The following is an 11310-nucleotide window of genomic DNA, read 5'->3' as shown; positions in this document are numbered from 1 at the left end:
CGCTACTTCACCATTCCCTCGTCACTCACGTCCCAGGTGTTGCAGGCACCCGCCGACTGCTCGGTCCAACCGGTCCGTGTCCACCACACACTGTTGTCCGAGGAACCGTGCGTGCGCTCCTCCTCGGGGCCGTCGGGACGGTCGGCGGTGGCCGAGGCGTCGTCCAGGAGTGTGGACAGGTCCCCCTCCGAGAGCGGGTAGCTCACCCGGATCGACCCCAGGAACGCCGCCGACAGGCAGTTCGCCTGGAGCTCGCTGCGCCGCGTCCAGGAGTTGCGGCCCGCGGCGTCCTCCTCCAGCTGGCGCTGCTCGTGGTAGTACTCCAGGAGCCCGGACTCGCCCTGCACGTGGTGCCCGTACTCGTGGGCCAGCAGGGACGCGTACACCACGCTGTCGTCCGCGCCGTTCCACTTCTCCACCACGTCCGAGGTGCCGATGTAGATCGCGCCGCTGGCACGGCAGTAGAAGGCGCCCGCCGGGGACGGGTAGGCACGGCAGGGACTCACCCCGGGCTCGTCCCAGAACACCCGGTCCGGCGGGGCGAACGGGATGCCCGCGCGGTCGAACTGGGTCTTCCACGCGTCGTCCAGACAGTCCGCGACCAGGTGCAGGAACCGCTCCATGGAGCCGGGGTCGTCGACGTCGAGCTCGGGGACCGGGCACGGCAGCGGGCTGAGCCGTCCGGTGTCGTAGAGGGGGTTGGCGACCAGGGCGCTGTGACCGGTGGGGCGGTCGGGCAGGGTGCGACCGGGCAGCCCCAGCTGGCCGGTGGGTGCCTCGGCGGTGGGGCTCGGAAGCTGGCCGGGGTTGTCGTCGCCTCCGCCGTCCGCCCGCTCCGAGACCGTGTCCATGGCGGACTCGCCCTCGTTGACGCTGGTCCAGGAGAGCAGCGACAGTGCGAGCAGGGCCACGAGGAGACCGCACACCGCACTGAACACCCTGCGGTTGGTGCGGTGCGCCCTGCGGGAGTACTCCAGCCGGGTGAACGCCGCGGACAGGGCGGGATCGGAACCCACGGAACCTCCGGGTCCGGATCCGCCGGGCTCGTCGGAGCCTCCCGGACCGTGGTCACCGCTCACCGCACCAGCTCCTCGCGGGCTTCCCAGGTGTTGCAGGCCGCCGGGTCGCGACGGTCCAGACCGTGCGCGGTCCACAGACGACCGTTCTCCACCGATCCGTGCGTGCTCGTGCCCGCGTGGTCGGAGCGGAGCCCGACGGAGTCGAGGATATTGGCTCGCTCCGACTTCCCGTAACCGAGGGACTCCTCAGCGGAGCCGACGAACACCCCGCCCAGGCAGTTGGCCTGGAGCTCGTTGCGCCGGGTGAGCTCGTCCGCCGTCTCCTCGTCGGCGTTGCCCCGCAGGGAGCGGAACTCGGCCAGGATCATCGACTGCCCCTGCACGTGGTGCCCGTACTCGTGGCTGAGCAGGAACGTGTACGCCTCGGCCTCGTCACTGCCGGCGGAGGCCGCCACGATGTCCTCCACTCCCAGGTAGAGCCCCTGGTTGGCCTGGCAGTAGAAGGCCGCCGTCCCCTCCTTGGGGAAGGGCCCGCACGGGCTGTTGCCCGCCGCGTACCAGTACACGCGGTTGGGGGAGGAGAACGGGATGCCCGCCTCGTGGAAGTAGGTGCCCCACGCCGCGTCCAGGCAGTCCGCGATCGCGTGCACGAAGGTCTCCACCGAAGCCGGGTCCTCGGCGTCCATCTGCGGCGGACGACACGTGACCTCGCCGAGTTCACCGTTGGCGTAGAGCGGGTTCTGCCCCAGGGGGTCCTCGATCGGCACGGCGTCGGTGTCCGGCGAGGCCGACTCGGCGGACAGCACCTGGGTGGCGTCCGGTCCGAGGGGCTCCCCCCAGGCCGGCTGCGCCGTCGGCAGCAGCGCCGAGAACGCCAGGAAGCCCGTGAACCCCACGGCGGCGAGCCCCGTCCCCAGGGACAGCGAGACCCCCAGCCCCATGCGCTGGAGGAAGCCGGGGCGCTCCGCCCACGGGTCGGACTCGGGTCGGTTCCGTCGTCGGGTCAGCACGCGACCGGGCCCCCGTCCCGCGCGCAGGGTCCGGCCACGCCGGAGGAAGGATCGACGGAGCCACCAGCGGGGGTCCGGTTCGCGACGCCGGGGAGGGCGCCCGATGGATACGGCCCGCTCGCGGACCGGATAAGCTCTCGCGTCATGTGGTGGGTCGGCTCCTGGCGCCCGGCCGTCGCGATGGCGACGGCCCTTCTCGTGTTCTCCTCGCTGTTCGTGGTGGTCGCCGCGGGGTGGCCGGGAGGAGCGGCGCACGCGGTGACGGCGACCGCACCGGCAACCACAGTACCGGGGCACGAACCGGCGGTCAGCGGTCGGCATTCCGACCCGGACACGGTCATCACCAACGATATCCGCCTGGAACTGGACCAGCTGGGCATCCTGCACGGCGAGGAGTCCCTGCGCTTCGAAGGTCCGGCGCCGGAGACCTTCACCCGGGCGCTCACCGCCACGATGCTCTACGACACCGACCACGACCGGCGGTTCGAGATCAACGGGGTCACGGCGGTCGACTCCGGCGGCTCCACCCTCCAGGTGGAGACCGAGGAGACCGACGGAGCCCTCCTCGTCCGCATCCCCACCGAGGGCGCGCGCGGAGTGCGGCTCAGCTACCGGGTGAGCGGCACCGTGGGCGAGGTCGCCCAGGGCGTCCAGCTGGAGTGGCGCGCCGTCGGCGCCTACAGCCACGACGTCCGCTCCACCGACGTCACCGTGACCGCCCCGCAGCCCCCCGAAGCACTGTCGTGCCTGGCGGGCGAACCCCGCAGCGCCATGTACTGCACCGCCTCGGACATGGGCGGGGACGCGGTCGTCGCGCACTTCCTCCAAGCCGACATGACCCCCAGCGACCGGCTGGACATCGTCGTGAACTACCCGCCCGGCACCGCCGAGGGCGAACCCCTCCTGAACCGGCGATGGTCGCTGGCGTCCGCATTCCAGGTGACACCGGCCACCGCGAGCGTGTTCGGACTCCTGCTGTTGGTCCTGGTCGGCGGGCTGATCGCGCTCATCCGCCTCCGGGGACGCGACGAACGCGCACTGCGCAGCGAGGCGGCGGAGGGCGACCACGCACCCGTGGCCCGTGGCGAGCACGGCCAGATGCGCTTCGCCCCGCCGGACGACGTCCACCCGGGCCAGATCGGCACACTGGTCGACGAGCGCGTGGACATCGCGGACCTCACCGGAACCGTCCTCGACCTGGCCGTACGCGGTCACCTCCGGGTCGAGGAGCTGCCCCACGAGCACTTCACCTCGGTGGACTGGAGGCTGGTCCGCCTGGACGGACCGGCCGAGGAGACCCTGCTCTCCTCCGAGTGGCTCCTGCTGGACGCCCTCTTCGGGGAGCGCCGTTCCGTGCGCCTGTCCGAACTCGGGTCGCCCCGCCACTCCGACGACTTCCCGGCGCGTGTGGACCGGGTCCGCGAGGAGTTGTACCGCGACATGGTCCGGCTCAAGTGGTTCTCCCGCTCACCCAGCCGAGTGCGGGGGACCTGGACCACCGTGGGCATGGCGCTCACCGCCGTCGGCGTGGTCCTGACCGGTGTGCTCGCCGTGTTCACGAACGCGGCCTTCACCGGACTGGCCGTGATCATCGCCGGGGCCGCCGTCACGGCGGGGGCGCAGTACATGCCCGCCAAGACCAGGCTCGGCAGCTCCGTCTACGCGCACACGATGGGCTTCCGCGACTACCTGCTCAGCCCGCGCGCCCAGAGCGCCCCGCCCGGAGAACGGGTGGAGCTGTACTCGCGCTACCTGCCCTACGCGGTCATCTTCGACGACGTCGACCGCTGGGCCAACATCCTCGCTGCGGCGGCGATCGCGGACCTCAGCCCCGAGGAGCTCGACGGTGACGGCCTGCACTGGTACACCGGGCCGCGCGAGTGGCGGATCGAGGACTTCGCGGACTCGATCAGCACGTTCGTGGTCACCCTCACCGGTCTGATCACCAACACCCGGCGCGTGCGGCTGCTCAACCAGCTGCAACGATCGAGGTAGGACCGCCCGACCGAGGGCGGGGAACACGTGGAGAGGGCGGGGGAGGACCATGCGCGCTGTCGTGCAGCGGGTGTCGCACGCATCGGTGACGGTGGAGGGCGAGGTGGTCGGAGAGATCACCCGTCCCGGCCTGATGGCCCTGGTGGGGGTCACGCACACCGACACCGAGGAGGAGGCCCGCAAGGTCGCCAGGAAGCTCTGGACCCTGCGGATCCTGGAGGACGAGAAGTCCTGCTCCGACGTCGCGGCGCCGCTGCTGGTGGTCAGCCAGTTCACCCTCTACGGCGACGCGCGCAAGGGCCGCCGCCCCACCTGGCAGGCGGCCGCGCCCGGACCGGTGGCCGAGCCCCTGGTGGACGCGGTCGTGCGGGAGCTGCGTGACCAGGGCGCCGAGGTCGCCACCGGGGTGTTCGGCGCCCAGATGTCCGTCGGCCTGACCAACGAGGGTCCCTTCACGGTCATCGTGGAGGTCTGAGGGCGGGGCCGGGGCGGGGCGGCGTGCCGCCCGCCGGGTCACACGTCACCGCGTCACACGGGCCAGGACGTGCTCCGGGACAGGGAGGTCGTGGACCAGGGCCGGGTCGGTGACCGGCGGGTCGAAGACCGTCCGGACCGGCTGCACGCCCGCCCAGATCGGCAGGGCGTAGTCCTCCTCGTCGTCGCCGGGCGGGCCCGTGCGGACCTTCACCGACGCCTCCTCCAGGGACAGCGCCAGCACCCTGGTGGCGGCCAGCTCCTTGGCGTCGGGCTGGCGGGCCGCGTCCCACCGCCCCGGAGCCAGTTGCTCGGTGATCGCCCGCAGCCCGTCCCAGCGCTCCCGTTCGTCGGTGACCACGCGCGGTGTTCCGAAGACCATCGCGGAGCGGTGGTTCACGGAGTGGTGGAAGCCCGAGCGTGCCAGGACGATCCCGTCCAGCAGGGTGACGGTCACACACATCTCGCCCTCCGTCCGCAGGGACCGGGCACCGGTCGATCCGTGCAGGTACAGGGTGTCGTCGATCCGCCCGTACCCCGTGGGAACGACCCGGGGCGCACCGTCGACGACCACGCCCATATGGCACACCAACCCCTCGTCGAGGAGGTCGTACAGTTCGGCGCGGTCGGTCCGGGTCTTGTGCTTGGCGCGGTTGAGCCGTGTGCGTTCGGTGGTGGAGAGCATGGGTCTACGGTAGGCAGAAGTGGATACCCGAACCATGGCCACTTCTGGCAGGAAGTGAAAGACCACTGTGCGCCGACACCTCACCGAACCGCCCGTCCGCCTCGACCGCGCCGACCCCACGCCGCTCACCGCGCAGCTGTCCGGCGCCCTGCGGGAGGCCATGGCCACCGGGGCGCTCAGGGCCGGGGAACGGCTGCCCTCCAGCCGGGCACTGGCCGGGCAGCTCGGAGTGAGCCGCACGGTGGTCACCGACGCCTACCAGCAGCTCTACGCCGAGGGCTGGCTCGACGGCCGCCACGGTTCCGGCACCTTCGTGGCCGAGCACGGGCCCCTGCCGAGACCGTCGGCCCCCGCCCGACCACGACCCGCACACGGTGCCGAACCCGTACGGGGGCGCCCCTCACGGGACGAGGTCCGCCGCGCCGGGGTCGTGGACCTGCGCGCGGGCGCCGCCTGGGTCCGCGACCACGACCGCGCCGCGCTCCGCCGGGCCTGGCGGCACGCCGCCGAGATCCCGCCCTCGGACGACCCCGACCCCCGGGGACACCCCGGGCTGCGCGCCCTGCTGGCCGAACACCTGCGCCGCACCCGGGGCGTACGGGTGGGGCCCGAGAACGTCCTGGTCACCAGAGGGACCGGCAACGGGATCGACCTGGTCGGCGCCCTGACCGCCAGCCGGGAGGGCTGGCCCGGCGCGGCGTCGGCCCCCACGGCCCGCTTCCGCGCCGGGGTGGAGGAGCCCGGTTACGGGAAGGCGCGGACCATCCTGGCCGCACGCGGAGCCGAGATCGTTCCCTGCCCCGTCGACCACGACGGCATCCGCCCCGACGACCTGTCCGACGACCTCGCGCTCGTCTACACCACCCCCGCCCACCAGTACCCGCTGGGCGGACGCCTCCCCCTGCCTCGTCGCGAACGCCTCCTGGCCTGGGCCCGACGAACCGGCGCCGTGGTGATCGAGGACGACTACGACGCCGAGTTCCGGTACGACGTGGCGCCCCTGCCCGCCCTGTACGGGCTCGACCCCGAGCGGGTCGTCCTGCTCGGCACCCTCTCCAAGACCCTCGACCCCGACCTCGGCATCGGTTGGGTCGTGGCCGAACCCGACCTGCTGCACCGCCTCGCGCGGGTACGGGCCGAGCTGTCCGACCGCACCAGCGGCCCCGTCCAGGCCGCCACGGCCCTCCTGCTGGAACGCGGGGACCTGGACCGGCACCTGCGCCGGATGCGCCTGGAGTACGCCCGCCGCCGCGCCGTGCTCGTGGAACACCTCGGCCCCAGGATCGGCGGGGACACCGCCGGGCTGCACGTGCTGCTCCCGCTGCCCGAGGAGGCGGTGGCGCCGGTGATCGCGGCGGCGGCTGAGGAGGGCGTCCTGGTGGAGGACACCAGCAGTACGTGCCACGGCGACCCGAGCGTGCACGGCCTGGTCATCGGCTACGGGACGGCGGGCGGCACGGAACTCCGCCGCGCCTGCGAGGTCCTGGCCCGCGCCGTGGAACGCCACGCCGGGGAGCGCGGTGGCCCCGGCCCGGGAGAGAGTGACCTGTCGTCCCGGAGGTCCCGGGACGCGGCGCGACCGCGACCCGGGACACGGGGAAGGAGATCGGGGAGGGAAGGGGAGAGGGACCCGGAGGGGTCTCCCGCGCCCTACTCGACCTCGACGGTGACGGGCTCGAACTTGTAGCCGAGGCCGCGCACCGTGACGATGTACCGCGGGCTGCTCGGGTCCTCCTCGATCTTCGCGCGCAGACGTTTGACGTGCACGTCGAGGGTCTTGGTGTCACCGACGTAGTCGGCGCCCCACACGCGGTCGATGAGCTGCATCCGGGTGAGCACCCGCCCGGCGTTGCGCAGCAGCACCTCCAACAGCTCGAACTCCTTCAGCGGGAGCTGCACGCTGTCTCCGCGCACCGTCACGACGTGCCGCTCCACGTCCATCCGGACGGGACCGGCCTCCAGCGCGGCGGGCAGGACGATCTCGTCCTCACCCCGGCGGCGCAGCACCGCGCGGATGCGCGCCACCAGCTCACGGGAGGAGAACGGCTTGGTCACGTAGTCGTCGGCGCCCAGCTCCAGACCGACGACCTTGTCGATCTCGGAGTCCTTGGCGGTGAGCATGATGACGGGGACGTTGGACTTCTGCCGCAGGGTCCGGCACACCTCGGTGCCGGAGAGCCCGGGAAGCATGAGGTCCAGCAGGACCAGGTCGGCGCCGGTCCGGTCGAAGGTCTCCAGAGCGACGGTCCCTGTGGGCGCGACCGCGACCTCGAAGCCCTCCTTGCGCAGCATGTACGACAGGGCGTCGCTGTAGGACTCCTCGTCCTCTACTACGAGTACGCGCGTCACTGTGCCGTCTCCTGGTGGTTGTCGTTCCGGGTCGCGTCGAGCTCCCGGCTCTCGGGTCGGGGCAGACGCAGTGTGAACGTCGAACCCGACCCCTCCTTGCTCCACACGGTCACTTCTCCACGGTGGTGGGTCATGATGTGCTTGACGATGGCCAGACCGAGACCGGTACCACCGGTGGCCCGGCTCCGAGCGGCGTCCACACGGTAGAACCGCTCGAAGATTCGCTCCAGGTCCTGCTGGGGGATGCCGATCCCCTGGTCGGCGACGCTGATGTCCACGCTGCTCCGCGAGGTCCCGACGGACACCGCGACCCTCGTGTTCTTCGGACTGTAGGCGACGGCGTTGGCGATGAGGTTGCGCAGGGCGGTCCCCAGCATCGCCTCGTCACCCAGGACCGTGAGCCCCTCGGCACCGCTGCCGACCAGCTCGATTCCCTTGGCGTCGGCGGGCATGCGCACGGTGTCGATCGCCTCCTCGACGATCGACCCGAGGTCCACCGGGGCGGGCTCCGCGATGGGCTCGGCGCCCTGGATACGGGAGAGGGTGATCAGGTCCTGGATGACCGCCGTGAGCCGGGACGCCTCGGTCTGCATGCGACCGGTGAAGCGGCGCACCGCCTCGGGGTCGTCGCTGGCGTCCTGTACGGTCTCCGCCAGGAGGGACAGCGCGCCCACGGGGGTCTTCAACTCGTGCGAGATGTTGGCCACGAAGTCGCGCCGGACCGCCTCCACCCTGCGGTGTTCGGTCTGGTCCTCGGCCAGGACCAGCACCAGGCCGGTGCCGCCCAGCGGGGCGACCCGCACGGCGAAGGACGTGGCGTCGGGGCCGAACTTGCGGACGGCCACCTCGATGTCGGTCTCCCGGATCACCCCGTCACGCCGCACCTTGCGGGCCAGCGTGAGGAGTTCGCCTATGACCAGTTCCTCGCCTCGGACGAGGCCGAAGGCCCTGGCGGCGGAGGAGGCGCGCAGCACCCGGTCGCCGGAGTCGAGCACCACGGCGGAGGAGGGGAGCGCCGACAGCACCTCCGCCACCCCCTGCGGGAGGGTGCTGCCGTCGTGGCGGGGTGACGGCGCTTCCTCTCCCGTGGTGCGTGTACGGAAGAGAGGGCTGGCGGCGACGACGCCGATGGCGACGCCCACGACGAGCCCGATGATGCCGACGACCGCGGCGAGAAGTTCCCCTTGCACGATTCGATCGTAAACGTGCGGACTGGGGCTTTACCCGGTCAGAGCATGTGACACAACCGAGGTTCTTTCACAGTTCACCAACTCTTGGCCGATTCTTCAAACACAGACTGGGAGCATTGAGGACATGCGCGATACCTACCATGAGGACCTAGACAGCCTGAGTGAACGCCTTGTCGAGATGACGAGGCTCGCCAGGCACGCCGTCGCGCGGGCCACCACGGCCTTGCTGGACAGTGACCTGAACGCGGCCCAGGAGGTGATCTCGGGTGACGAGGAGCTCAACCGCCTCGACCAGGAGATCGAGGACACCGCCTTCAGCCTGATGGCGCGACAGCAGCCGGTCGCCTCCGACCTGCGGACGATCATCACCGCCCTGTCGATGCGCGGGGACCTCGAACGGATGGGTGACCACGCCGTTCACCTCGCCAAGATCGCCCGGCGCCGCCACCCGGACTCCGCTATCCCCAAGCCGGTCCGCTCCATCGTCCTGGAGATGGGGCACCAGGCGGAGCTCCTGGTGATCAAGGCCGGTGAGGTGATCATGGAGCGGGACCCCGACACCGCTCTGGAGCTGGACAAGGACGACGACAAGATGGACCGGCTGCGGCGCAAGCTGCTGCAGCGCATCCTCGCTCCGGGCTGGGAGTACGGGGTGGAGGCCACCATGGACGTGACGCTGGTCGGCCGGTTCTACGAACGCTTCGGTGACCACGCGGTGCACGTGGCGGACAACCTGGTCTACATGGTGACGGGCGAGAAGCGTGAGGACTACGAGCCCGAGGCCTGATGACGGAACCATGACGTGCGGTGCGGTCGGGTTGGCCGGGCTCGGAGATCCGGACGGGTCACGGGTGGGCCAACCCGATCCGAAATCGTGACCTTTGTCGCTGTGGACGCTCGCGGAGGGTGGTCGGGCGGGGGCGAACCCTACCCCGATCCGCGTCCGCGTCAAGCCGCGCTTCGGCTGGCCAGCAGGGGTAGAGGGCTCTCCGAGGCGCTCCGACCGGGCGGCCGGGACTCCTCGGGTACACTTTGTCAAGACCTAAAATGTGTGGCCTGACCTGCGTGTTCGCAAACCTAATAGGTACGTTAAGTCACAGATTCGTGGTATCCTTGTGGTAGCGGAAGGGGTACCTGTCACATGGCTTTCAAGGTCGGCGACACTGTTGTCTACCCCCATCATGGGGCTGCTCGTATTGAAGCGATCGAGACTCGCACCATTAAGGGCGAGGACAGAACCTACCTCGTTCTGAGGGTTGACAAAGGCGATCTGACGGTGCGTGTGCCGGCCGCGAACGCCGAGGATGTCGGCGTTCGTGACGTGGTGGGGCAGGAGGGCCTGGACAAGGTCTTCGAGGTGCTGCGCGCACCTCACACCGAAGAGCCCACCAACTGGTCCAGGCGCTACAAGGCGAACCTGGAGAAGTTGGCGTCCGGCGACGTCAACAAGGTCGCCGAGGTCGTTCGGGACCTGTGGCGCCGGGACAAGGAACGTGGCCTGTCCGCGGGCGAGAAGAGGATGCTGGCCAAGGCCCGGCAGATTCTCGTGAGCGAACTCGCACTCGCGGAAAAGACCAACGAGGACAAGGCGGAAGCCCTCCTCGACGAGGTTCTGACGAACTGATACTCGCGGAATCACGTAATTCATGACGAAAATGCCTCGGGTGGGCGTCGGTACCGACGTCCACCCGTTTTCTCCTGGACGAACACTTTTTCTCGCCGGTTTGGAATGGCCGGGTGAAGAGGGTGTCAGCGGCCATTCCGACGGTGATGTCGCCGCCCACGCGGCGTGCGACGCGCTGCTGTCCGCCTGCGGACTCGGGGATCTCGGTTCCAACTACGGCACCGCCGATCCCCGGTGGAAGGGCGCCTCGGGCGCGGCCCTGCTCACCGAGACCGTCGCTCGCGTGCACGCGGCCGGATTCGAGATCGGCAACGTGGCCGTCCAGATCATCAGCAACCGACCCAAGTTCGCTCCCAGGCGCGACGAGGCGGAGAAGACCCTCTCCGAGGTCGTGGGTGCGCCGGTGAGCCTGTCGGCCACCACCACCGACGGTCTGGGCCTCACCGGCCGGGGTGAGGGCATCGCGGCCGTCGCCACGGCCCTCTGCGCTCCCCGGGACTGACACACGCACGGAGGGCGGTCCCGCGGGCGCGGGACCGCCCTCCCTGCGTTGAGCAGTGGCCACGGGACACCCGACCTCCCCCACGCCCAGTGGCGTGGGGGAGGTCGGGCGTGGCGCACCGCCTGACGGTGTTCCCTGCGCAGGGGCGCTGACCGTCGGCCACTCGGGGTGGGCGGGGCCCTCGCTCCGGCGACGTGGGAGGCGGTATCCGGTCCGTGACGCAGTGCCTGGTCAGGGGGCCGAAACCCGCCCTCCCCAGTCCCTTGCGCGCGATTCCGGTGTTGTCCACGGGGCGCGGCCGGTGGTCGTCCACAGGTGCACCGACCGCCCTGGTGAACCCCCTGCGGCACGCGTAGCGTCGATTCTGGGGGATCCTCCGCTCCCGCCCGCCTCGTGCTGCCCGCACCCACGCGGCCCGGTGCGGTGCCCTCAGGCTCGCCTGCTCCGCACCGACGCGACCCG

General features: G+C 70.9%; 11 protein-coding genes. 6 read left to right on the top strand and 5 right to left on the bottom strand.

The annotated features are described in order from the left end of the window. Nucleotides 1-2 precede the first annotated feature (2 nt). Together ACFW3L_RS08665 and ACFW3L_RS08660 are read right to left on the bottom strand one after the other, a co-directional pair. Nucleotides 3-1079, bottom strand: a complete 1077-nt coding sequence (locus ACFW3L_RS08665; RefSeq protein WP_378737931.1) for a neutral zinc metallopeptidase — start codon at nucleotides 1077-1079, stop codon at nucleotides 3-5. Next, entirely contained in the window at nucleotides 1076-1960 is an 885-nt protein-coding gene (locus ACFW3L_RS08660; RefSeq protein WP_378738311.1) for a neutral zinc metallopeptidase, read from the bottom strand. The genes ACFW3L_RS08665 and ACFW3L_RS08660 overlap by 4 nt, the downstream gene beginning before the upstream one ends. Before the next feature lie 213 nt (nucleotides 1961-2173). Here ACFW3L_RS08660 and ACFW3L_RS08655 point away from each other — a divergent pair, with 213 nt between their 5' ends. Then, nucleotides 2174-4024 carry a DUF2207 domain-containing protein gene (locus ACFW3L_RS08655; protein WP_378737929.1) on the top strand — a complete coding sequence of 617 codons (1851 nt, stop codon included), beginning with the start codon at nucleotides 2174-2176 and terminating at the stop codon, nucleotides 4022-4024. Nucleotides 4025-4073: 49 nt separating this feature from the next. Next, a complete protein-coding gene (gene dtd / locus ACFW3L_RS08650) occupies nucleotides 4074-4499 on the top strand; it encodes a D-aminoacyl-tRNA deacylase (protein ID WP_378737927.1) in 426 nt (141 codons plus the stop codon). A 45-nt stretch (nucleotides 4500-4544) separates the two neighbouring features. Here dtd and ACFW3L_RS08645 read toward each other — a convergent pair whose 3' ends face one another. Next, complete coding sequence (locus ACFW3L_RS08645; RefSeq protein WP_378737925.1) at nucleotides 4545-5183, bottom strand: pyridoxamine 5'-phosphate oxidase family protein; 639 nt, start codon at nucleotides 5181-5183, stop codon at nucleotides 4545-4547. 67 nt (nucleotides 5184-5250) lie between these two features. Here ACFW3L_RS08645 and ACFW3L_RS08640 point away from each other — a divergent pair, with 67 nt between their 5' ends. Then, nucleotides 5251-6870: a PLP-dependent aminotransferase family protein gene (locus ACFW3L_RS08640; RefSeq protein WP_378737923.1), complete on the top strand. Its 1620-nt coding sequence runs from the start codon at nucleotides 5251-5253 to the stop codon at nucleotides 6868-6870. Here the strand turns inward: ACFW3L_RS08640 and ACFW3L_RS08635 are convergent. Together ACFW3L_RS08635 and ACFW3L_RS08630 are read right to left on the bottom strand one after the other, a co-directional pair. After that, nucleotides 6834-7532 (bottom strand): response regulator, encoded by a 699-nt coding sequence (locus tag ACFW3L_RS08635; RefSeq protein WP_378737921.1) that lies wholly within the window; start codon nucleotides 7530-7532, stop codon nucleotides 6834-6836. The two genes, ACFW3L_RS08640 and ACFW3L_RS08635, sit on opposite strands and share 37 nt — an antisense overlap. Beyond that, the gene (locus ACFW3L_RS08630; RefSeq protein ID WP_378737919.1) at nucleotides 7529-8722 is read right to left on the bottom strand and encodes a sensor histidine kinase; all 1194 of its coding nucleotides are present in this window, start codon (nucleotides 8720-8722) and stop codon (nucleotides 7529-7531) included. Before ACFW3L_RS08630 ends, ACFW3L_RS08635 begins: the two co-directional genes overlap by 4 nt. A 124-nt stretch (nucleotides 8723-8846) precedes the next feature. Between ACFW3L_RS08630 and phoU the strand changes: the two genes are divergently transcribed. The 3 genes from phoU to ispF all read left to right on the top strand — a co-directional run bounded on the left by phoU (nucleotide 8847) and on the right by ispF (nucleotide 10848). Further along, complete coding sequence (phoU, locus tag ACFW3L_RS08625; protein WP_378737916.1) at nucleotides 8847-9509, top strand: phosphate signaling complex protein PhoU; 663 nt, start codon at nucleotides 8847-8849, stop codon at nucleotides 9507-9509. A gap of 354 nt (nucleotides 9510-9863) precedes the next feature. Next, on the top strand, nucleotides 9864-10346 hold the full coding sequence (locus ACFW3L_RS08620; protein ID WP_026129182.1) for a CarD family transcriptional regulator: 483 nt from the start codon (nucleotides 9864-9866) through the stop codon (nucleotides 10344-10346). A 31-nt stretch (nucleotides 10347-10377) separates the two neighbouring features. Then, nucleotides 10378-10848 carry a 2-C-methyl-D-erythritol 2,4-cyclodiphosphate synthase gene (gene ispF / locus ACFW3L_RS08615; protein WP_378738308.1) on the top strand — a complete coding sequence of 157 codons (471 nt, stop codon included), beginning with the start codon at nucleotides 10378-10380 and terminating at the stop codon, nucleotides 10846-10848. Nucleotides 10849-11310: the final 462 nt, after the last annotated feature.

This window comes from Nocardiopsis sp. NPDC058789 (assembly GCF_042745575.1).
In the GTDB taxonomy this organism is placed as follows: Bacteria; Actinomycetota; Actinomycetes; order Streptosporangiales; family Streptosporangiaceae; genus Nocardiopsis; species Nocardiopsis eucommiae.
This window is presented reverse-complemented; position numbering and strand designations above follow the sequence as displayed.

What these genes read in the sequence shown, in the direction of transcription:
- dtd (WP_378737927.1), top strand. Translation starts at nt 4,074, where the DNA reads ATGCGCGCTGTCGTGCAGCGGGTGTCGCACGCATCGGTGACGGTGGAG.
- ispF (WP_378738308.1), top strand. Translation starts at nt 10,378, where the DNA reads ATGCCTCGGGTGGGCGTCGGTACCGACGTCCACCCGTTTTCTCCTGGA.
- ACFW3L_RS08645 (WP_378737925.1), bottom strand. Translation starts at nt 5,183, where the DNA reads ATGCTCTCCACCACCGAACGCACACGGCTCAACCGCGCCAAGCACAAG.
- ACFW3L_RS08620 (WP_026129182.1), top strand. Translation starts at nt 9,864, where the DNA reads ATGGCTTTCAAGGTCGGCGACACTGTTGTCTACCCCCATCATGGGGCT.
- ACFW3L_RS08655 (WP_378737929.1), top strand. Translation starts at nt 2,174, where the DNA reads ATGTGGTGGGTCGGCTCCTGGCGCCCGGCCGTCGCGATGGCGACGGCC.
- phoU (WP_378737916.1), top strand. Translation starts at nt 8,847, where the DNA reads ATGCGCGATACCTACCATGAGGACCTAGACAGCCTGAGTGAACGCCTT.
- ACFW3L_RS08660 (WP_378738311.1), bottom strand. Translation starts at nt 1,960, where the DNA reads ATGGGGCTGGGGGTCTCGCTGTCCCTGGGGACGGGGCTCGCCGCCGTG.